22 protein-coding genes are annotated in these 23,249 nt (G+C 33.1%); all 22 read left to right on the forward strand.

Going from position 1 to position 23,249, the window contains the following annotated elements; all coding sequences use genetic code 11:
- Positions 1-17 precede the first annotated feature (17 nt).
- The 22 genes from D7I45_RS02570 (at position 18) to recD2 (ending at position 23,195) form a co-directional block, all read left to right on the forward strand.
- Complete coding sequence (locus D7I45_RS02570) at positions 18-389, forward strand: cell division protein FtsL (protein WP_120784194.1); 372 nt, start codon at positions 18-20, stop codon at positions 387-389.
- Complete coding sequence (locus D7I45_RS02575) at positions 386-2,536, forward strand: penicillin-binding protein (RefSeq protein WP_120784195.1); 2,151 nt, start codon at positions 386-388, stop codon at positions 2,534-2,536. Before D7I45_RS02570 ends, D7I45_RS02575 begins: the two co-directional genes overlap by 4 nt.
- Positions 2,537-2,551: 15 nt before the next feature.
- Positions 2,552-3,508: a phospho-N-acetylmuramoyl-pentapeptide-transferase gene (gene mraY / locus D7I45_RS02580; protein WP_120784873.1), complete on the forward strand. Its 957-nt coding sequence runs from the start codon at positions 2,552-2,554 to the stop codon at positions 3,506-3,508.
- Positions 3,509-3,533: 25 nt separating this feature from the next.
- Positions 3,534-4,913, forward strand: coding sequence for a UDP-N-acetylmuramoyl-L-alanine--D-glutamate ligase (gene murD / locus D7I45_RS02585; RefSeq protein ID WP_120784196.1), 1,380 nt, complete (start codon positions 3,534-3,536; stop codon positions 4,911-4,913).
- The gene (gene murG / locus D7I45_RS02590; RefSeq protein ID WP_120784197.1) at positions 4,913-6,004 is read left to right on the forward strand and encodes an undecaprenyldiphospho-muramoylpentapeptide beta-N-acetylglucosaminyltransferase; all 1,092 of its coding nucleotides are present in this window, start codon (positions 4,913-4,915) and stop codon (positions 6,002-6,004) included. Before murD ends, murG begins: the two co-directional genes overlap by 1 nt.
- Before the next feature lie 15 nt (positions 6,005-6,019).
- Positions 6,020-6,904 carry a cell division protein FtsQ/DivIB gene (locus tag D7I45_RS02595; protein ID WP_120784198.1) on the forward strand — a complete coding sequence of 295 codons (885 nt, stop codon included), beginning with the start codon at positions 6,020-6,022 and terminating at the stop codon, positions 6,902-6,904.
- Positions 6,905-7,011: 107 nt separating this feature from the next.
- On the forward strand, positions 7,012-8,370 hold the full coding sequence (gene ftsA / locus D7I45_RS02600; RefSeq protein WP_120784199.1) for a cell division protein FtsA: 1,359 nt from the start codon (positions 7,012-7,014) through the stop codon (positions 8,368-8,370).
- Between the two features lie 29 nt (positions 8,371-8,399).
- On the forward strand, positions 8,400-9,623 hold the full coding sequence (gene ftsZ / locus D7I45_RS02605) for a cell division protein FtsZ (RefSeq protein WP_120784200.1): 1,224 nt from the start codon (positions 8,400-8,402) through the stop codon (positions 9,621-9,623).
- A gap of 39 nt (positions 9,624-9,662) precedes the next feature.
- Positions 9,663-10,061, forward strand: a complete 399-nt coding sequence (locus tag D7I45_RS02610) for a cell division protein SepF (RefSeq protein WP_120784201.1) — start codon at positions 9,663-9,665, stop codon at positions 10,059-10,061.
- Between the two features lie 14 nt (positions 10,062-10,075).
- The gene (locus D7I45_RS02615; RefSeq protein WP_120784202.1) at positions 10,076-10,858 is read left to right on the forward strand and encodes a YlmH family RNA-binding protein; all 783 of its coding nucleotides are present in this window, start codon (positions 10,076-10,078) and stop codon (positions 10,856-10,858) included.
- Positions 10,859-10,876: 18 nt separating this feature from the next.
- Positions 10,877-11,518: a DivIVA domain-containing protein gene (locus D7I45_RS02620; protein ID WP_120784203.1), complete on the forward strand. Its 642-nt coding sequence runs from the start codon at positions 10,877-10,879 to the stop codon at positions 11,516-11,518.
- Between the two features lie 235 nt (positions 11,519-11,753).
- Positions 11,754-14,555 (forward strand): isoleucine--tRNA ligase, encoded by a 2,802-nt coding sequence (gene ileS, locus D7I45_RS02625; RefSeq protein WP_120784204.1) that lies wholly within the window; start codon positions 11,754-11,756, stop codon positions 14,553-14,555.
- Between the two features lie 50 nt (positions 14,556-14,605).
- The gene (locus tag D7I45_RS02630; RefSeq protein ID WP_120784205.1) at positions 14,606-14,809 is read left to right on the forward strand and encodes a cold-shock protein; all 204 of its coding nucleotides are present in this window, start codon (positions 14,606-14,608) and stop codon (positions 14,807-14,809) included.
- Between the two features lie 66 nt (positions 14,810-14,875).
- Positions 14,876-15,430 (forward strand): NUDIX hydrolase, encoded by a 555-nt coding sequence (locus tag D7I45_RS02635; protein ID WP_120784206.1) that lies wholly within the window; start codon positions 14,876-14,878, stop codon positions 15,428-15,430.
- Between the two features lie 24 nt (positions 15,431-15,454).
- Positions 15,455-15,652, forward strand: coding sequence for a hypothetical protein (locus tag D7I45_RS02640; RefSeq protein ID WP_120784207.1), 198 nt, complete (start codon positions 15,455-15,457; stop codon positions 15,650-15,652).
- Positions 15,653-15,664: 12 nt separating this feature from the next.
- Positions 15,665-16,357, forward strand: coding sequence for a 5'-methylthioadenosine/adenosylhomocysteine nucleosidase (locus D7I45_RS02645; protein ID WP_120784208.1), 693 nt, complete (start codon positions 15,665-15,667; stop codon positions 16,355-16,357).
- 16 nt (positions 16,358-16,373) lie between these two features.
- On the forward strand, positions 16,374-17,534 hold the full coding sequence (locus D7I45_RS02650; protein ID WP_120784209.1) for a cysteine desulfurase family protein: 1,161 nt from the start codon (positions 16,374-16,376) through the stop codon (positions 17,532-17,534).
- Positions 17,534-17,872, forward strand: a complete 339-nt coding sequence (locus D7I45_RS02655; protein WP_120784210.1) for a hypothetical protein — start codon at positions 17,534-17,536, stop codon at positions 17,870-17,872. The genes D7I45_RS02650 and D7I45_RS02655 overlap by 1 nt, the downstream gene beginning before the upstream one ends.
- Positions 17,873-18,042: 170 nt before the next feature.
- Positions 18,043-19,170, forward strand: a complete 1,128-nt coding sequence (mnmA, locus tag D7I45_RS02660; protein ID WP_120784211.1) for a tRNA 2-thiouridine(34) synthase MnmA — start codon at positions 18,043-18,045, stop codon at positions 19,168-19,170.
- A 114-nt stretch (positions 19,171-19,284) separates the two neighbouring features.
- On the forward strand, positions 19,285-19,941 hold the full coding sequence (locus D7I45_RS02665) for a histidine phosphatase family protein (RefSeq protein ID WP_120784212.1): 657 nt from the start codon (positions 19,285-19,287) through the stop codon (positions 19,939-19,941).
- A gap of 16 nt (positions 19,942-19,957) precedes the next feature.
- On the forward strand, positions 19,958-20,668 hold the full coding sequence (locus tag D7I45_RS02670) for a tetratricopeptide repeat protein (RefSeq protein WP_120784213.1): 711 nt from the start codon (positions 19,958-19,960) through the stop codon (positions 20,666-20,668).
- A 28-nt stretch (positions 20,669-20,696) separates the two neighbouring features.
- Complete coding sequence (recD2, locus tag D7I45_RS02675) at positions 20,697-23,195, forward strand: SF1B family DNA helicase RecD2 (RefSeq protein ID WP_120784874.1); 2,499 nt, start codon at positions 20,697-20,699, stop codon at positions 23,193-23,195.
- Positions 23,196-23,249: the final 54 nt, after the last annotated feature.

Consider the following 23,249-nt stretch of genomic DNA (forward strand, 5'->3'; position numbering starts at 1 on the left):
AGAGAAGAGTTAATCTTATGGCACAAAATAACCTAGCTAATAGAACATATGTTAATCCAAGTTATCAACAAAAAAATAATGAAGAAGCAAATTATCAAGGACAAACCAAAGTTAGAATGTCCTTGTCCAAATTTGAAAAGACAGTACTAATTGTGGGAAGTGCTATCGTTGTATTTTTGATGGTTGGATTAGTTGGTGAAAAAATTTCTTTGAGTAACAACGCAGCCGGCTTACAAGTAACTACTGATGCATTAAATAAAGCAAAAGATACCAATACTACTTATAAACAAGAAGTTAGTGAACTTCAAAGTGGTAATCGTTTGCAAAAAATTGCTAAGGAAGCTAGCCTATCTTTAAATAACAAGAACGTAAGGAATGTTAGCAAATGAGAAAGTTAAATAAGGGGAAAATGTTAAGAAAACGCCGAAACAATCGTAGCCATTACGGTCAATTTTTACTTGTGCTATGTATTGGCGTTTTTTTGTGTATGGGATTGCGATTTGCATATATATCAATATTTAAGAGTAGCCAAGGTGTAGATCTTAAACAGTATGCAGAAAGCTTATATACAAAGAGTAGTATCATTCAAGCTAAGAGAGGTACCATTTACGATGCAAGTGGACAACCACTAGCTGAAGATAATACCGTTTATACTATGTATGCAGTGCTAAATAAGCGCCAAGTTGGTTTAAACAACAAACCAATGTATATAACTAACAAATCTAAGGCTGCACATGCTATTTCTTCAGTGTTACCTATTTCATACGATAAAGCATTGAAAATTTTATCTCCTAAAAAGAATATTTTTCAGGTAGAATTTGGAAATGTGGGTAGCAACATTTCATTAACACAAAAACAAAAGCTAGATAGCTACCATATCTCTGGATTAAACTTTTTACCACAACCATCGCGTCTATATCCTAACGGTGTTTTTGCTTCACATGTTTTAGGATATGCTGCGATGAATTCCAATCCAAATAACAACAAGGTTCAACTTGCTGGTCAAATGGGAATTGAAAAAGTTTACAATAATCTTTTAACTGGTACTAATGGATTTAAGAGTACCCAACAAGATAGTTCCGGTGTCACCATCGATATCGGAGAAGGCGTAAATAGACCTGCTAAAAACGGTGATGATGTATATACAACTTTAGATTATCGCTTGCAATCATTAATGGAAACTGAAATGAGCAATGTCTACAATCAAGTTCATCCTAAGACCATGAATGCTGTTTTGATGAATTCTAAAACTGGTGACATTTTAGCTGCTACTCAACGTCCAACATTTAATGCCACAACTAAAGAGGGATTAGATAAGATTTGGCGTAATACCTTGATTCAAGATTCTTATGAACCTGGATCTACTATGAAGATATTTACAGTAGCATCATCCATTAATAGTGGACATTACAACGGAAGCGATACTTATCATTCTGGTAAATACTACATTAATGGTAAATTAGTTCCTGATTGGAATATTAAAGGTTGGGGTAACATTAGTTACGATAAAGGATTTGCTTTATCAAGTAACGTTGCCATGGCTCACTTGGAACAAATGATGGGTGCTAAGACTTGGCGTAACTATATGAACAGATTTAAGTTCTTTACACCAACTAACTTAGGATTCCCTGGTGAAGAAACCGGAAGTGTTCAATTTAATTATCCAATTGAACAAGCTAATACAGCGTTTGGTCAAGGTATTGAAGTTAATGCAATGCAAATGATGCGTGCTTTATCATCTATTGCTAACAATGGTCAAATGTTGCAACCAAGATTAGTAAGTAGAATTGTTGATCCTAAGTCTAAAAAGGTTATTAAGAATTATCCAACTAAATCAGTTGGACAACCAATTAGTGCTGATACTTCTCGCAAGGTAATTAAACACATGGAAGATGTTGTTTACAAACCATATGGTATTGGTGGAGCATATAAGATTCCAGGATATAAAATTGCTGCTAAGACTGGTACTGCACAGGTCAGCAACGGTAAAACAGGTTATGAATCTGGTGATGATAGTTATCTATATTCTGTAGCTGGAATTGCTCCTGCTGATCATCCTAAATACATTTTGTATATTACTATGAAACAACCTAAGTTAACTGGTACTAAAACTGCTTCACAGTTAATGGCTGAAATATTCAATCCAGTTATGAGATTAGCATTGGAAGAAAACGTTAACTCAAATGATAAAAATAATTATCAAGTACCTGAATTAACCAACTTGTCCACAGAAGCTGCTAAAGCTAAGTTAAAGAAAGCTGGACTTAAGTATGTATTTATTGGTAATGGTACTGTATTAGATCAATCTATCGATGCTAGAGAAAAAATTAGTAAAGATAGATTAGTCATTGTACAAACTGATGGTAGTAAGTCTATGGCAAACCTAAAGGGTTGGTCTCGTTATGATGTTGCTACTTATTGTAGAATGGCTGGAATTACAGCAAATCTACAGGGCGATGGTTACGCATACAAACAAAGTGTTAAACCTGGTGCTTCTATAGATGGTGGAAGTAAGATAACTATAAAATTTAAATAGGAGTTAAAAATGTTTATGAATATATTTTTACCACTAATTATTAGCTTTTTAATTACATTAATTTTTATGCCATCTTTAATTGGTTACTTTAGAAGAAAACACGAAGGACAAATGATTCGTGAAGAAGGACCTAAATGGCATGAAGCAAAATCTGGAACCCCTACAATGGGTGGATTATTGTTCATCATAGCAATAATTATTTCCAGTTTAGTGTCAGGATTAGTATCACATGATGAAAATGACACCTTATTAATCTTGCTATTTATCTTATTCCTATATGGATTATTAGGAATGTGGGACGATAGTATTAAATTGTTTAGACGCCAAAATGAAGGACTAAAAGCTTGGCAAAAATTATTGGGTCAAATTGTAGGTGGATTAGTATTTACTTTAGTTTATGTTCACCATTTCCCAATGGCTTTAAGAATTCCTTTTGTGGGTGACTTTCATTTAGGTTGGATTTACGCTATCTTCATTATTTTCTATCTAACAGGATTTTCCAATGCGGTTAACTTAACTGATGGATTAGATGGATTAGTAAGTGGATTATGTATTATTGCTTTTGGTGCATATTCTATTGTGGCAATGGTACAACACCAATTAGATGTTGCTACTTTCTGTTTTGCAGTAGTAGGTGCATTGATTGCATTTATGGTTTTCAACCACAAACCTGCTAAGATTTTTATGGGTGATATGGGATCACTTGCATTAGGTGGTTCGTTAGCTGCCGTTTCCATTTTATTGCACCATGAACTTTCATTAGTTTGGATTGGATTTATGTTCGTAATGGAAACATTAAGTGTAATGATTCAAGTTACTTCATTTAAGTTAACTGGTAAACGTGTATTTTTGATGTCTCCTATTCACCATCATTTCGAAATGAAGGGATGGTCAGAATGGAAGGTAGATATTGTATTCTGGATTGCCGGTTTAATCCTTGCCATCACTGGAGTGGTATCGATTATTTTATAATAATGGATTTTTAGGAGCATGATTTATGAATAAGATTGATGATTATGAAAATAAAAATGTATTGGTACTAGGAGCTGGAAAGAGCGGTATCAATGCGGCTAAATTATTAAGAAAGCTAAATGCAAATGTTTGGTTAAATGATTCTAAAGCATTAAGTAAAGATGTTGAAGAACAACTAAATAGTAATCAAGTTGAAGTTATCAATGATAAGCAAACTCCTGCAATTTTGGATAAACATAACTTTGATTTAATTGTTAAAAACCCTGGTATTCCTTATGATAATGAATTAATTAAGGCCGCCATGGAAAAAGATATTCCTATTATTGTGGAAGTAGAAATTGCTTCTGAGGTTTCTGAAGCTCCTATCATTAGTGTTACTGGTAGTAATGGAAAAACTACAGTTACTACAATGATTAATGATATTTTGAATCAACAAAGAACTAGTGGAAAATCATATGTAGCAGGAAATATTGGTGTACCTGCAAGTACAGTTACACCATCTACTACTAAGGATGATAATGTTGTACTAGAAATTTCTAGTTTTATGTTATTAGGTGTTACTAAGTTCCATCCACATATTGCAGTTCTTAATAACATTTTTTCAAATCATCTAGACTATCATAAAACTCGTGAAAATTACGTAAACGCTAAAATGCGTATTACTATGAATCAAAATTCTGATGATTTCTTTGTGGTTAACTTTGATAATGAAGAATGGAGAGAATTAAGTAAACGTAGTAAAGCACAAGTGGTTCCATTCTCTTCTAAGGGTGTTACCAAAGATGGTGCTTATGTAGAAAATAATAAGATTTACTTCCGTGATGAATTCGTTATGAACGTGGAAGATATTAAAGTTCCTGGCCAACAAAATGTACAAAATGCATTGGCTGCAATTGCTGTTGCTAAGATCATGGGTAAATCTAATGAAGCTATTATTAAGGCACTAGGTACTTTTAATGGTGTAAGACATAGAGTTCAATACTTTTTAACCGCTGACGGTCGTAAGTATTATAACGATTCTAAAGCTACTGATATAGAAGCAACTCAAGTAGCATTACGTAGTTTTGATCACAATGTAGTCCTTCTTGCTGGTGGACTAGATCGTGGTTACACCTTTGAAAAACTAGAAAAAGATTTTAGTGAACACGTTAAAGGCATTGTTCTATTTGGTGAAACTAAGCATTTACTAGAAGATACAGCTAAGAAAGCTGGAGTTTCTGATATTAAGATTGTGGATAACTTAAAGCAAGCTGTTCCATTGGCTATTAAGATGAGTCAACCAGGAGATGTGGTACTATTATCTCCAGCAAATGCTAGTTGGGATCAATATGATACTTTTGAACAACGTGGAGACGAATTTATTAAATTGGTTGAACAAGAAACCGGTAGAAAGGAAGAAAAATAATGAGATTAATGATTTCTGGTGGGGGTACTGGAGGACATATTTATCCAGCACTAGCCTTAATTGAAGAATTACGAAGAACAGACCCTGATGCAGATGTTTTATATGTGGGATCTACTCGTGGTCTAGAAAAAGATATCGTTCCAAAAAATAATATTAAATTCAAGGAACTAAAAATTCAGGGATTTAAGCGTTCATTATCTTTTTCAAACATTAAGACTGTAGCTTTGTTCTTACAAAGCTTACATAAATCTAAAAAGATGATTAAAGAATTTAAACCAGACGTAGTTGTCGGAACCGGTGGCTATGTTTCAGGAGCAGTTGTTTATGCTGCTTCACAAATGGGTATTCCTACTATGATTCATGAACAAAATAGTATGGTTGGTTTAACTAACCGTTTCTTAAGTAAACATGTGGATAAAATTGCAGTGGGATTTGAAGATGCAATTTCACAATTTCCTAAGGAAAAAACTATTTATACAGGTAACCCTCGTGCTCAACAAGTTGCTAATTTGAAATCTGATTTTGAATGGCAAGATGTAGGTTTGAAAAATGATGTTCCTACTTTATTGATTTTTGGTGGTAGCCAAGGTGCATTAAAGATTAACAAAGTAGTAACTGAAAGCATTCGTTTGTTTAACAAAAAAGATTATCAAGTATTATTCGTTACAGGTAAGAAGAGATATGCTGATGTAATGAAGCAAATTGGTGATCAAAAGATTAATGATAATATTGTTATTAAAGACTATATTTCAGATATGCCTAATATGTTGCCTAAGGTTGCTGCTATTGTGGGAAGAGCAGGAGCAACTAGCTTAGCTGAAATTACTGCATTAGGAATTCCATCAGTTTTAATTCCTAGTCCATATGTAACAGCTGATCATCAAACTAAGAATGCATTAAGCTTAGTTAAAAATGATGCAGCATTGATAATTACAGAAGCTGATTTAACACCAGAAACCTTAATTGACAATGCTGACTTTATTATGAACGATAAAGATAAACGAGAAAAAATGGCTGAAAACTCAAGACAAATGGGTTGTCGAGATGCTGCTACACGTGTATTGGATGTTGCTAAGTCAATTTGTAAATAGCGGAGGGTATTATCGATGAAATCATTTCGTTTAAACTTCAGACGTCGAAATGCTAATAAACATGGAAAAGTTATATCTGATGATTTAACTGAGTTAAAAAAACAAAAGATAAAAAATAAATGTAAATACTCTCTATATTTATTTACTCCATTGATTATCATTTTGCTATTTTTAATTTATTTAATCTCTCCATTCAGTAAGATTAATCAAATATCTATTTCTGGCAATGGATATATACCGGTTGATGATATAAAAAAGGAAATGAATATTAACTCAGGGGATAGTATCTTTAAGGTATTTGGACATAAGAATAAATTAAATGAACAAATAACTAAAAAAGATGAAAGAATAGAAGCAGTTAATTTTTCTTTCCATGGATTAAACAACTTAAATGTAAATATCACTCATTATAATCAAGTAGGGTACGAAACAAGAGGTAAATCTCAATACATCATTTTGGAAAACGGTAAAGTTACTAATGTAATTGAGAAAAATCCTAATGATAAAAAGTTACCTTATATTGTGAAGTTTAATGATCGTGATAAATTAAAATCGATAATTCAAAAATACTTAAATTTACCTAAAGATATTCGTGATAATATCAGAGTTATATCTTATACACCAACTAAGATTTATCCCGATGAAATGCATTTATATATGAGAGATGGTAATCGAGTTATTATCTTATTAAGCAATTTTGATTATAAGATGAAATTCTACAGATCAATTGCAACACAATTAAAAGACAAGAGTGTTATTAATCTTGAAGTGGGTGCATACTCTTTCCCATTAAAAAATGAGAAACGAGAATATACACCATTGTCCAAAATAATAAGTCAAAAAAAGGCAAATAAAAACAAATCAACAACCAATAAAGACAATAAAAATGTAAACAGATAATGGTTCTTTAGAGTTATGGATTGTTGTGTTAAAATTAAAATATAATTAGCTTGAGAAATATTAAATTATAATTATTAAAGATTCTTTATTGGAGGTTCCTAAAAGTAATGAATTCAGAAATGTACGTGGGATTGGATATTGGAACTACGTCAATTAAAGTAATTGTTGCCGAAAAGGTTAAAGGCCAAATGAACGTATTAGGCTTAGGGAATGAACGTTCAGAAGGGGTTAACCGCGGAATAATTGTCGATATTGACAAAGCTTCTGAATCTATTAGAAGAGCTGTTAGCCAGGCAGAAGAAAAAGCTGGCGTTAAAATTCATGATGTTGTAGTTGGCATTCCATCAAATCAACTAAAAATTGAACCATGCAGTGGAATGGTTGCTATATCAGATCAATCTAGGGAAATATCTGATGAAGATGTAAAAAATGTAACTGTATCTGCAATGATTAAAAACTTACCACCAGAAAGAGAAATAGTTGATACTTTAACCGATGAATTTATTGTCGATGGATTCGACGGTATTAAAGATCCTAGAGGAATGGTAGGGGTAAGACTTGAATTAAAAGGTCGTATCATTACTGGACCTAAGACTATCATTCATAACATTAGAAAAGCTGTTGAAAAATCTGGCTTGAATGCTACATCAATCATTAATACTTCACTAGCTCAAAGTATGACTGTTTTAGATGATGGCGAACAAGATTTTGGTACTATTTTAATTGATTTAGGTGGTGGTCAAACCACTGCATCAGTTGTACATGATCATAAAATGAAATTTACCACGGTTGATAACGAAGGTGGAGAATACATTACCAAAGATATTTCAGTTGTGCTAAATACTTCTTTAGAAAGTGCTGAAGAACTTAAGCGCGATTATGGTTATGCTGACGAATTAGAAGCTTCTGAAAGCAATGAATTTCCAATTGAAGTAGTAGGAAAGAGTCAACCAGAAAAGATTTCTGAAAAATATTTAGCTGAAATCATTCAAGCAAGAGTTGATCAAATCTTTAATCGTATGGATAAAAGCTTAAGCAGTATTTCAGCATTAGATTTACCAGGTGGAATCGTTCTAACCGGTGGTGTTGCTGCATTACCAGGTATTTCAGAACTAGCAGCTGATAGATTTGATACTAATGTTAGAGTTTATATTCCTGATCAAATGGGATTGAGACATCCTTCATTTGCATTGCCATTGGCTTTAGTTACTTATCGTGCTAATATGAGTGAAATACAACTATTAGTAAGATCATCACTAGATGGTAATACTGTTGTAAAGAATAATAAACAAGACGCTGATGATGACTTTATTGGAAATGATTTTTCAGATAACGAAGAAATCGTAGACGATGGTCAAAATCAAGAAGAAAAGAAAACTAAGAAATCAAAGAAGCCTTTTGCATCCAAATTTGCAAATAAAACAAAAGGTAGATGGCGTCGTTTTTACCAAGACTTTTTTGAATAAACACACTGGGATATATGGAGGAATTTAACATGGAATTTTCATTAGATTCTACGGAAAACCAAGGAGCAAAGATTAAAGTAATCGGAGTTGGTGGCGGAGGTAGTAACGCCGTTAACCGTATGATTCGCGAAGACGTTAAGGGAGTTGAATTCATTGTTGCTAACACTGATGTTCAAGCTCTAAACACTTCAAAAGCTGAAACAAAAATTCAATTAGGACCTAAATTAACTCGTGGATTAGGTGCTGGTTCTGATCCTTCAGTTGGTACTAAAGCCGCTGAAGAAAGTGAAGAAGCTATTTCTGATGCCTTACAAGGTGCAGATATGGTATTCGTTACTGCCGGAATGGGTGGTGGTACTGGAAACGGTGCTGCTCCTATCGTTGCTAAGATTGCTAAAGATTCTGGTGCTTTAACTGTTGGGGTTGTTACAAGACCATTTACCTTTGAAGGACCAAGAAGATCAAAATATGCTGCAGAAGGTGTTGCAGCACTTAAAGAAAACGTTGATACATTAATTGTTATTGCAAATAACCGCCTATTAGAAATGGTAGACAAGAAGACACCTATGATGGAAGCCTTCCAAGAAGCTGATAATGTTCTAAGACAAGGTGTACAAGGTATTTCTGACTTAATTACTAGTCCTGGTTACGTTAACTTGGATTTTGCTGATGTTAAGACAGTTATGCAAAACACTGGTTCAGCTCTTATGGGTGTTGGTTCAGCTACTGGTGAAAACAGAACAGCAGAAGCTACTAAGAAAGCTATTTCTTCTCCATTACTAGAAGTTTCTATTGATGGTGCTAAACAAGTTCTATTAAACATTACTGGTGGTCCAGATATGTCATTATTTGAAGCTCAAGATGCTTCTGATATTGTTGCTCAAGCTGCTACAAGTGATGTAAATATTATCTTTGGTACTTCAATTGATGAAGACCTAGGCGATGAAATTAAAGTTACTGTAATTGCTACTGGAATTGAAACTAGTCCAGAAGAATTAATGAATAATAGAAGTAACCGTACAGCACGTAAACCAGAAAGTGCTGGAAAAGTGGTTACACCAAGACACGGCAAAGAAGAAAAAGGTAATGTAAGAACTAATGATGATTCATCTTCTTCTGATGATCGTTTTGAAAATGTTCAAAAGAAAGAATTTGATCCTTTTGATGCTAATAATTCAAGCGACAATCAAAAAGCTGATAGTTCAAACGATGATGATTTACCACCATTCTTCAAGTTCCGTCGTAAACACTAATAGCGTTTCTCAACATTAGTATGAAGGGAATGAAGTTGAATGACAGCAAAGTTTAGTTTTAGTAAATTCTTTGGCACTGATTACGATGAAGATGAAACAGATTATCCTGAAACTAACGAAAATGAAAATAGAGACAAAGTAGTTTCTATCAGTAAGAATCGTGGAACACAAAGTAGTAAGATTTCTGTTTTTGAACCCAAAATATATGCTGATGTGAAGATAATAGCTAAGAAATTGATTGATAATAATGCTGTTATAATTAATTTTGATACAGCTAGTGACGATGTTACTAGAAGAATTATTGATTTCTTAAATGGTGTTGTCTTTACAATTGACGGAAATATCGAAAGAATTTCAGAATTGGTATTTTTATTTACACCGCATAACTATCATGTTGATGGTGAAATAAAAAAATCCATGAATGAACGTATGAGATAATTTCGGAGTTTTAAATGGATAAAAATATTGAACAACATTTTAGAAGAGAAGAAATTCCTTTTGTTGATACTGCTTCGGACTTAATAGACGAATCGATAAATCAATATCGTCCAATTTTAACTAAATTTATGAATCCTAGACAGGCTTATATTTTGTCTACTTTAGTAAATAGACATAGTGAAGTTAATGCAAAATTCTTTGGTGGACATAGTAATGCTGAAATGAAGCGTTGCTTGATCTATCCTGATTATTTTCAACCTAAAAAAGAGGATTTTTCTATAACTTTATTTGAGATTAGATATCCGGTTAAGTTTTCTAAATTACGCCATAGTAAAGTTCTAGGTACTCTTATGGGTGCTGGAATAGAGAGAAATACTTTAGGTGATATTTTAACTGATGGTACTAGATGGCAATTTATATGTACTAGTGAAATTGCTGATTACCTCAGATTAGAAGTTAATGCTGTAGGAAAGACTAAAATTTCTCTAAAAAAAGTAGATTTTAGTGATGCTATCGTTCCAGAAAATGAATGGAAAGATGAAAGTACGACATTATCTTCTTTTAGGTTGGATAATTTAATATCAGAAGGATTTAATATTTCCAGAAATGATGCCAAAGAATTGGTTAATCACCAAAAAGTAAGACTTAATTGGGCACTTAATAGTCGTCCTGATACAGAAGTATCAGCTCACGACATAGTGTCAGTAAGACGTTTTGGTAGATTACGTTTAAGAAGTAAGAACGGTGAAACAAAAAAAGGTAAATATAGAGCAGTAATCTCTGTATTAAAAAAATAGGTTGGAGGAAAGAAAACAATGGTACTTAGCCCACAAGATATTCATAATAAAGAATTTTCTGTAAAAATGAGAGGATACAATATTGATGAAGTTAATGAATTTTTAGATCGTATTATTAAAGACTATCAATTAACATTGGCTGAAAATGAAAAGTTAAAACAACAAGTAAGTTCTGCTGATGAACAATTGAAATACTTTAATGGTATGAAGGATTCATTAAACCAATCAATTATTGTAGCTCAAAATGCTGCTGATAAATTGAAAAATGATGCACAAGCTGAAGCTAAGAAAGTTTCAGAACAATCTAGAAAACAAGCTGATGAAATCTTGAATAATGCTAGTGATCAAGCTAAGCAAATTGTTGAAAATATTTCCGATAGATCTAAGAGTTTATTAACAGCTAATGAAGATTTGAAGAACACTACCGAATCATTTAGAAGTAAGCTAGTAACACTATTACAAAGTCAAATGGACCTTGTAAATAGTGATGAATGGGATAAAGTTATTAGTGGAGTAGACAATAATTACAAAAATGTTGAAAAACAAATAAATGACCTTGACAGCTTTAAAGATTCAGTAGTAAAATCTGAAAGTAATGAAGCATCATTAGATAAAACAGTCACTATTTATCCAGATGGTTCATACAAAGTAATTGAATAGTATTGAGTAAGAGAACAGAAAGCTCTGATTTGAAACAAATAAGCGAATTGACATATGGTGAGAGGTCAGTTGTAAATCAATCATTGCAGATCATCTCTTGTATATACTCATAAATTTTATAATGAGATAGAATATTAATTATTCTAAATTGGGTGGTACCACGGAAGATTTCGTCCCTTGTGATGAAATCTTCTTTTTTTATCACCTAAAAACAATAGAAAAGGAGAGTGTTTTCATGCGAGTAAAAGATACATTAAACTTAGGTAAAACTAAATTTAAGATGCGTGGTAATTTACCAGTAAAAGAAGTAGATAGACAAAAAGCATGGGATGATAATCATGTTTATCAATTAAGACAAAAACTAAATGAAGGTAAGCCTTCATTCATTTTACATGATGGCCCTCCATACGCTAACGGTGACATTCATATGGGTCACGCCATGAATAAGATTTCTAAAGATTTCATTGTTAGATACAAATCAATGAATGGATTTAGAGCACCTTATGTTCCTGGTTGGGATACTCATGGTCTACCTATCGAACAAAAATTAACTCAAGCTGGCTATGACAGAAAGAAAATGGATACTAATGAATTCAGAAAATTATGTCATGACTATGCATTAAAACAAGTTGAAAGACAAAAGGCTGAATTCAAACGTTTAGGAGTTTCTGCTGATTGGGATAACCCATACTTAACTCTAAAACCAGAATTCGAAGCTGCTGAAATCCGTGTATTCGGTAAGATGGCTGAAAGAGGATTAATTTACCGTGGTAAGAAGCCAGTTATTTGGTCATGGTCATCTGAATCAGCTCTTGCTGAAGCCGAAGTTGAATACCATGATATTACTTCACCATCAGCATTCTACGCTGAAAAAGTGGTTGATGGTAAAGGTGTATTAGATGAAGACAATACTTACATGGTAGTTTGGACTACTACACCATGGACTATTCCTGCATCTATGGGTATCACTATTGATGCTGGATTTGAATATGCTGTTGTTAAGCCATCAAACGATGATCGTAAATTTGTTTTAGCTAAGGAATTAGTTGAAAAAGATGCTGAATTATTCGGCTGGGAAGATTATGAAATCGTTAAGACCGTTAAGGGTCAAGAACTAGAAGGAGTATTAGCTCAACATCCATTTATGGACAGAAAACTACTAACTATGTTGGGTGACTTTGTTACTATCGATACTGGTACTGGTTTAGTACATACCGCTCCTGGTTTTGGTGAAGATGACTACAATGTAGGTAAAGCATATGGACTAGATATTTTTGTTGATGTTGATGCACAAGGTTACTTAACTAAGGCTGCTGGTCCTGATTTCGAAGGTGTATTTTATGATGATGCCAACGAAATTTCTTTGAACAAGTTAAAGGAAAAGAACCTATTACTTAAGTATCAACCAATTGTTCACAGTTATCCATTTGACTGGAGAACTAAGAAGCCAGTTATTTACCGTGCAACTGATCAATGGTTTGCTTCAGTTGATAAAATCAGAGATGACATTCTAAGTGCTATTGATGATGTTAAGTTCATGCCTGATTGGGGTAAGAAACGTCTTTACAACATGATTAAAGACCGTGGTGACTGGGTAATTTCTAGACAACGTGTTTGGGGTGTTCCACTACCAATTTTCTATGGTGAAGATGGTACTCCAATTATCACTAAAGAAACTACTGATCACGTAGCTGATTTATTCGCTAAATATGGTTCAGATATTTGGTTCGAAAAAGATGCTAAAGACTTACTACCTGAAGGATTTACAAGTGAACATTCACCAAATGGTAAGTTTACTAAGGAAAACGACATCATGGATGTTTGGTTTGACTCAGGTTCATCTCACCAAGGTGTATGTGCTGAAAGAGATTACCTAACTTATCCAGCAGATCTTTACCTAGAAGGTTCAGACCAATACCGTGGTTGGTTTAACTCTAGTTTAATCACTAGTGTTGCCTTCAGTGGTAAAGCACCTTACAAGCAATTGTTATCACAAGGATTCACTCTTGACGGAAAAGGTCATAAGATGAGTAAATCACTTGGTAACACTATTGCACCAAATGATGTAATTAAGAAGATGGGTGCTGAAATCGTTCGTCTATGGGTAACTTCAGTAGATACCTCAGCCGATGTTCGTGTTTCAATGGAAAACTTTGTTAAGATTTCTGATTCATACAAGAAGATCAGAAATACTATCAGATACATGTTAGCTAACACCAGTGATTTTGATCCTAAGGAAAACACTGTTGACTTTGCTGACATGAGATCAGCTGATAAATACATGATGGTAAGATTAAATGCATTCATCAAGGACATTAAGAATGATTATGACAACTACGATTTCTTATCATTAAACCGTAGATTAATGTCATTCATTAATTCTGAATTATCAGCATTCTACTTAGACTTTGCTAAGGATATTCTATACATTTACGCTGAAGATAGCTTAGAAAGAAGATCTATGCAAACCGTATTGTACAAAGCGGTTGTAGCAATCACTAAGTTAATCACTCCAATTCTTCCTCACACTGCTGAAGAAATTTGGAACTTCCTATCTGAACCAGAAGATTTTGCACAATTGTCAGAAATGCCAACTGTTGAAAAATTAGATGGTGAAGAAGAAATTGCTAAGAATTGGCATGAATTTATGGAAGTTAGAGACGATGTATTGAAGGCACTAGAAGAAGCAAGAAACAATAAGTTAATTGGTAAAGCTTCCGAAGCTAAGTTAAGTCTATTTGTAAGTGATGATGTTAAGACATTATTAGACAAATTAAATACTAACGTTGGCCAAGTATTAATGGTTTCACAACTTTCAGTAGATTCATTAGATAATGCACCTGAAGATGCTCAATCATTCAGAAATGGCGTTGCCATCAAGGTTGAACATGCAGACGGTGAAACTTGTGAACGTTGTCGTCTAATCCGTACTGACGTAGGTTCTGATGCAGATTATCCACAATTCTGTGCACGTTGTGCTAAAATTGTACGTGATAACTTCCCAGAAACTGCAAAAGACGGTTTTGATGAAAAATAATAAAAAACTGGGATTTATTCCCAGCTTTTTTATTTTAAGGAGAATAAATTATGATAAGAGGTAAAGTAAACAATTTTAATCCAGAACATGATTTTGGATTCTTGAAGGGTACCGATAAAAACAAAGTCTTTTTCCACGGTTCTTCTGTAGAAAATAAGACTAAAAATGAAATAGAAATTGGTCAAGCGGTTGAATATCAAATTGCTCAAGGTAAAAAAGGCCCTCAAGCGGTTAAAGTTAGAGTCATTGAATAGTTACATTATTGAAAAAGTTAATAATTATCGATAAAATGTAAATATAATATATGAGGGAATGATTTTATGGACTTTGAGGAAAAAGTTATTGGAGTGGAACCAAAATACAATGGTTCTATTATCAATGTTGAGAGACAAACCGTTGAATTACCTAATGGTGAAACTGCAACTAGGGATGTAGTTCATCATGAAAAAGCAGTGGGTATTTTGGTAATTACTAAAGACAATAAAATGCTTTTAGAAAAGCAATGGCGAGCTCCTATTAAAAAAGTCACTATGGAAATCCCAGCTGGAAAAGTAGATTCAAGAGATAACGATTCTTCTGAACATGCAGTAGTTCGTGAATTAAATGAAGAAACTAGATTAAAAGCTAATCATCTAAAACGTATTACTGGTTTTTATTCCAGTGTAGGATTTTGTGATGAATACATGGATTTATATTTGGCTACTGATTTAGAAGAAGTAAATAAAGAAATGCCTCGTGATCAAGGAGAATATTTAAACATTGGTGAATATTCCTTGGATGAAGCTATGAAAATGATTGATGATGGTGAAATTGACGATGCCAAGACAATCACTGCCATTTATTATTGGAAACTACATGATCAAATTGATCACTAGGAATAAAAAGGAGCTATTCCTAAAATGATAACTAGAAAAGAATATCATGATAGTAAAAACAATAGTAGAAACTTACATGAAATAAGAAACAACGTTGACAATCCAGAAGATGTACAAGTAGATAAGTCTAAACGATTAGCTAGAAGGTTGAATTGGACCATATTCTTTCTAATATTAGGAATTATCGCAGTGTACTTAATCTTGATTTACGTTAACCCATAAGGAGATTTTATTATGAAATTTGGAATTTTATGCGCAATGGACGAAGAAATTAAAACTCTTTTAGAATCATTGTCAGATATGAAAAAAGTTAATATCAAAGAAATGACTTTTTATGAAGGAAATATTTCTGGTCAAGAAGTAGTACTAGTTAGATCCGGTATTGGAAAAGTAGAAGCAGGTCTTACAACAGCTCAACTAATTACTAACTTTGATGTAGATATTGTTATTAATTCAGGTTCAGCTGGTGGAATTGGTCAAGGATTAAATGTAGGGGATGTAGTTATTTCTACTGAAACTGCATACCATGATGTGGATGCAAGAGCTGCCGGTTATGTATATGGACAATTACCTGGACAACCTGCAAGATTCCAAGCATCTCAAAAATGGGGAAAAGAAATCGCAGAAGCTTCAAAAGAAGTAGGATTAAATGTTAAAAAAGGTTTAATAGTAACTGGCGACCAATTTGTTGCTGATCAATCAGTTATTGATAACATTCTAAAAGAATTCCCAGATGCATTATCATGTGAAATGGAAGGTGCTGCTGTGGGACAAGTGGCAAACCAATTTGATATCCCATATGTAGTAGTTAGAGCTATGTCTGATAACGCTAATGGTGACGCTGATCGCAGTTTTGACGAATTTATTTTAGATGCTGGTAAGAAGTCAGCTAAGATGTTATTAGATCTTTTCGCAAATCAAAAATAGAAAGGATTAGGTATCTTTGAAGGAAATTTATTTAGATAATGCCGCAACTACGCCCATGGATAAACAAGTCGTGGATGATATGTACGACAAAATGAGTAATTTATATGGTAATGCGTCTACCTTATACAGCATTGGGAGAAAATCTCATACTGTGTTAGAAGATAGTAGAGACATTATTGCTAAAAGTATTAATGCAAAGCCAGACGAAATAGTTTTTACTAGTGGTGGTAGTGAAAGTGATAATACTGCTATTATTCAAACAGCAGAAGCTAGAAAAGAATTGGGTAACCATATTATTTCAACTGCTGTAGAACATGAAGCAATTTTAAAACCATTAGCATATCTTGAAAAACACGGATTTGAAGTTACCTATCTACCCGTTGATGAAAAGGGTCAAATTAATATTGATGATTTGAAGGATGCATTAGATGATAAAACCATCCTAGTAAGTATCATGACAGCTAACAACGAAGTGGGCTCTCATATGCCTATTCATGAAATTGGTGAAATTCTAAAGGATCATCAAGCTTGGTTCCACACTGATGCAGTTCAAGCGTATGGATTAATGGATATTGATGTAGAACGTGACCATATTGATATGTTATCTACTTCTGCACATAAAATTAATGGACCTAAAATGATGGGATTTCTATATCGCAGAACTGGAGTTAAATTTAACAGCTTTGTAAAAGGTGGAGATCAAGAAAAGAAACGTCGTGCCGGAACTGAAAATGTTCCTGCAATTTCAGGATTTGCTAAGGCTGTTTCATTGTTAACTCCTGAAGTTAAGAACAAATTGCATGATCGTTATGTTGGCTTTAAAAAACAAATTGTTGATACTCTAAAAGATAATGATGTTGATTTTGAAGTAAACGGTAGTTTGGATGAAAACAATCCTATTCAACACGTACTTAATTTATGGATTAAGGGTATTTCATCTGATGTTATTTTAGCTAATATGGACTTAGAGGGCTTCGCAATTTCTGCTGGTTCAGCATGTACAGCTGGAAACATTGAACCTTCTCATGTATTGGTTGCTATGTATGGAAAAGATAATCATCGTGCTTCAGAATCTATACGTGTAAGTTTTAGTAAATATACTAATGCGGATGAAATAGACGCATTTGTAAATAAATTGATTCAAGTTATTGGAAGAGTAAAGAAGGTGCAAAAGTAATGGCATTTAAATCAGCTAATCAATTGTTAGGTGACAATGATACCTATAAGGTAAGTAGTGATATAAAACGATTTACATTATTAGATATGGGATTTTCAAAGACTAATGCTAATAATTTTGCTTTCGAAAGAAGTTTGGATCCTAGCGACCCTTACAAAGGAATTCGCTTAAAGATTGTTTTTAAAAATGATTTAAAATCATTTAAGATTTCAACTATAAGTGGAAATGGTTTAAATAAAGTTAATATCTTTACTAATAAAAATAGTGAAGTATTGGTTGAACAATACAAATTTTTAATGAATAATTTTGTAGAAAGATCTGTATTTACAAAAGAATAATTTAATGAGTGTATATAAGGCATAACTATAAAAAATTATGCTAGATATACACTCTTTTTTTATTGAATAATTGCATTTACTACCCAAAATAAGGTATTATTGTTTCTATGGAATGTGCGACCTTCAACTCGTAGATTCTAAGAATCTAAAAGAAATGATGGTGATTTTAAATGACAGACAATAGTAATACTCGTGTTGTTGTTGGTATGTCTGGTGGGGTGGATTCCTCAGTTACAGCATACCTTTTAAAACAACAAGGTTATGACGTTGTTGGTGTATTTATGAAGAACTGGGACGACACTGATGAAAATGGTGTTTGTACCGCTACTGAAGACTACAAAGATGTAGCCAAAGTAGCTTCTGAAATAGGTATTCCATACTACTCTGTTAATTTTGAAAAAGAATATTGGGATCGTGTTTTCACTTATTTCTTAGCTGAATATAAAAAAGGTAGAACTCCAGATCCCGATGTTATTTGTAACAAGGAAATTAAGTTTAGAGCATTTCTAGACTATGCATTAGAACTAGGTGCAGACTACATTGCAACTGGGCACTATGCACGTCTAAAGCGTGACGAAAATGGTAATAATCATTTACTACGTGGTAGTGATGATAACAAAGACCAAACTTATTTCTTAAGTCAATTATCTGCTGATCAATTAGACCGTGTTTTATTCCCACTAGGTGATATTGATAAGCCAGAAGTAAGAAGAATTGCTAAAAAGGCTGGTTTAGCAACAGCTGAAAAGAAAGACTCAATGGGAATTTGCTTTATTGGTGAAAAGAACTTTAAGTCATTCTTAAGCAATTATTTACCAGCTACTCCTGGTAAAATGATGACTTTTGATGGTGAAGTTAAGGGTCAACATGATGGATTGATGTACTACACTATCGGCCAACGTCGTGGTTTAGGAATCGGTGGAGATGGTAAAGATAATCGTCCATGGTTTGTTGTAGGAAAAGACTTATCTAAGAACATTCTATATGTAGGTAAGGGTTACGAAAACAAGCATTTATATGCTGACTACTTGGAAGCTTCAGATATTTTCTGGATTAACAGCATTAAAGATCGTGGAAATGATTTCCACTGTACAGCTCAATTCCGTTACCGTCAAAAAGACGTAGGTGTTACAGTGCACTTAAATGATGATGGTAAATCATTACGAGTAGATTTTGATGATCCAGCTCGTGCGGTTACACCTGGTCAAGCTGTAGTATTTTACGATGGTGATGAATGTTTAGGTTCAGCTATTATTGATGCTGCATATCAAAACGATAAAGAATTACAATACATTTAATAAAAATAAAAGATGCTTAATTTAATTAGGCATCTTTTTTTATTTAAACTTTGAATTTATGTTCATAAATTGAGATAATGGAGTTAAATCAAAAAACTGAACGAGGGATAAAAAGTGAAAATCTATTTTGTTAGACATGGAAAAACTGAATGGAATTTGGAAAGTCGTTATCAAGGTGCTGGTGGCGATTCTCCACTTTTAGATGAAAGTTATGAACAAATGAATCAATTAGGTGAATATCTAAAAGATGTAAAATTTAAACATGCTTACTCTAGTCCCATTAAACGTGCTAGAATAACTGCTAGTCGAGTTATTTCGCATTTTAACCATCAACCTAAACTTACTTTATGGAGTCGTTTTGAAGAATTTCATTTAGGAAAAATGGAAGGTCAAAAATTTACTGACGTGCAAAAGCAATTTCCAGATAGCTTTGACAATTTCAGAAATCATCCAGAAAAGTATGATGCCAGCGAAATTGGTGGAGAAAGCTTTCAAGATGTTATAAACAGAATGCAATTGGCTGTTCATCAAATAGTTAATGATAGTGATGAAGATGATAATGTGATTGTATTTAGCCATGGTGCTGCTTTAAACGCATTAATCAATTCACTATTGGAAGTTCCATTGAAGGATTTAAGAAAACGTGGTGGATTAGCTAATACTAGTACAACTATTCTGGAAACTAAAGATAATGGAAAGAGTTTTCAATTAGTATCCTGGAATAATACAGATTATCTAACTAAGAAACTGGATAAGACTGACTTAATTTAATCGTAGGTGATTTACAATGGATAAGAAATCTGAAGAAATCAAAAACAAACAACAAGCGGTCGAAAAAGAACGTGAAAGAAAACAAAAAAAGGCCGATGAAACTTTGCATAAGTTGGTAAAGGATATCGATGATAATCCTCATAATTATCAAACTTATTATGATTTAGGTGCTTTTTTAGTAGAATTACACAACTATACACAAGCAGAAGAACTAATGATGAAAGCATTAGGATTATTTGCTGACCGCAGTAAGAAAGCAAAGGAAACATTAACCTACGGATTGGGAAATGTTTATTATGCAGCGGGTGAATATGATAAAGCTATTGCTCAATTTAACGGATTAAGTAATGGTGATATGAAGACTGATGCTTATATCATGTTGGCTCAAAGTTATATGGCTAAGGAAGACTATAAGCATGCCGTAGTATTTGCACTTACAGCACAAGGCTTCCGTAGACAAGACCCAGAAGTAAATTATTTATTAGCAAGTAGTTTACTAGCATTAGGTAATTTCAAAGAAGCAGCTAATTTCTATGATAAAGTATTGCAAGCTAAACCTAATGATGGAAAAGCTAACTTTGATCGTGGAATTGTTGCTATGGTACTAGAAGAAGATTTTAAAAAGTATTTTGACTTAGCTAAGAAAAATGACCGTAAATACTTTGAAAAGGGTCAAAAGCGTTTAGCTGATATAGAGAAATTTATTCAAGTAAAAAACAAGAAGTAGTTAGGAGAGAAAAGCCGTGGCAGAATCAATGAGTTTGTTCTCAATGGATGATAATGAGGGCAACAATGAAGAAAATCAAAAATTATTCATAAGAGGAAAAGTTGCGGCTGTTTTCTTCGAAAGTAATGACAGCTTCTTTAAAGTACTCTTGGTAAAAATTGTAGAGACTAATATCTCTGATTGGCACGAAGATGAAATTGTTATTACAGGAAATTTTGCTGATATTTCCGAAGAAACTGAATATGTTTTCTATGGTCAGTTAGTAGAACATCCAAAATATGGAAAACAATTTAAGGCAGATAATTATCATAGTCATGTTCCTACCTCAAGGGATGGACTTATTGAATATTTATCAGGGGATGACTTTCCCGGAATTGGTAAGAGAACTGCTGAAAGAATGGTAGATGCTTTAGGTAGTAACCTCATTCAAGATGTTTTAGATAATAATGACATTTTGGATAGAGCAGGGCTTTCTGATAAGCAAAAACGAACAGTTATTACCACCATTAATAAAAATAATGGAATGGAGCAAGTAATTATCGGGTTGAATGGTTACGGATTTGGAAGCAATCTATCCACGGCCATTTACAATAAATACAAAGATGAAACCCTTAAAGTTATTGAAGAAAATCCATATAAATTAGTTGAAGATATTGATGGAGTAGGTTTTAAAAAAGCTGACGATATTGCAAAACAAATGGGAATTTCTGCTGATAATCCTGGCCGAATCAGAGCTGGTTTATTATCTGCCTTACAAATATTATCAGTAAAAAATGGTGATACTTATACACAAACAGGTCCCATTTTGAGTGAAACTTTAAAACTTTTAAATAATGGAAATGCTGAAAATATTTCGGGGGATGACTTGTCAGATCAATTCCTAGAATTGGCTAAAAGTCAAAAAATTGTTGGAGAAGAAGATAGAGTCTACCTTAAGAATTTATATGACGATGAGTGGCGCATTGCTGAACATATCAATCGAATTATAAAGAATCCAGTTACTAAAAAAGTTAACGATAAGGATTTAGATTCTAAGATTAGATTGATTGAAAAGAAGTTAAACATTAATTATGACGATTCACAAATTAATGCTTTAAAACAAGCTATGAAGTCACAAATGTTTCTATTAACTGGTGGTCCTGGTACTGGTAAAACTACTATTATTAAAGGAATTATTTATTTATACGCATATTTAAATGATTTTTCTTTGGATATTAATTCGTATAAAGATAGTGAATTTCCTATCCTATTAGCGGCACCTACAGGTAGAGCTGCAAAGAGAATGCAGGAAACTACTGGTATACCAGCAAGCACTATTCATAGATTGTTAGGGTTAAATGGTTACGATGATAGTGACGAAGGAACTAAAGACCTGGAAGGTGGATTACTAATTGTAGATGAAATGTCTATGGTAGATACTTTCTTATTTAAAGCCTTGGTTCGCGCTATTCCTAATCAAATGAAAGTTATTCTTGTAGGTGATAAAGACCAATTACCTTCAGTAGGTCCAGGACAAGTATTTTCTGATTTATTGAATTCACAGAGAATCGATAGTATGCAACTAAGTACTATTTATAGACAAGATAGTAATTCAACTATTATTCCTTTAGCACATAATATTCAACAGGGACATTTACCTGCCGATTTTAAGCAAAAACAAGCGGATAGAAGCTTTATTCCATGTAATGCTAACCAGATGAGTTCAGTTATTGAACAAATCGTTAAAAAGGCAAAAATTAAAGGATTTAGCGCTTCGGATATTCAAGTGCTTTCTCCTATGTATAGAGGACAATCAGGTGTTGATCATTTGAATGAAGTCATTCAAGAGATTATGAATCCAAATAATGTGGATAACCAAGTTGATTATCGAGGAATTCATTATCGCCTTGGTGATAAGGTATTACAACTAGTTAATAGTCCTGAAGATAATGTTTTTAATGGTGATATTGGACAAATTGTGGAAATTGAGCATGGTAAAAAGAGTAGTCAAGATAAGATTAAAATTGCTTTTGACCAAAGTGAAGTAACTTATCAAAGACGTGATTGGATACAAATCACTTTGGCATACTGTACAACCATTCATAAGGCACAAGGTAGTGAATTTAAGATGGTTATTTTACCTATTGTTCCTCAATTCACTAAGATGTTGAAGAAAAACTTGTTGTATACAGCGATTACAAGAGCTAGTGATGCATTAATAATGATTGGTGACTATAACTCTTTTGAAACATGTGTACAAAGTGAATCTGATAATCGTAATACTAGTTTAAAAGAACGTATTCAAAGCTTATTGAATGGTGAAATTAAACCTGCAATTACCAATTCAGAGCCAACAATAACTAAAGAAGTTGCTAAGAACACTTCTAGTGAATCTTCCACAGCTCCTAACGATGATAAAACAAAAGAAAATAAAACAATTAGTTCTAATACAAGAACTACTGGTAAACAAGATTACCGTTTAACTACCGATATGATACGTAATAATGAAATTGATCCAATGATTGGAATGGAAGGAATTAAACCATAGATATATTTATAGCCATAAAATCATGACTTATGTTAAAATTTAAATCATGAATTA

Origin of the sequence: Apilactobacillus bombintestini, assembly GCF_003627035.1 — a bacterium.
Classification (GTDB): domain Bacteria; phylum Bacillota; class Bacilli; order Lactobacillales; family Lactobacillaceae; genus Apilactobacillus; species Apilactobacillus bombintestini.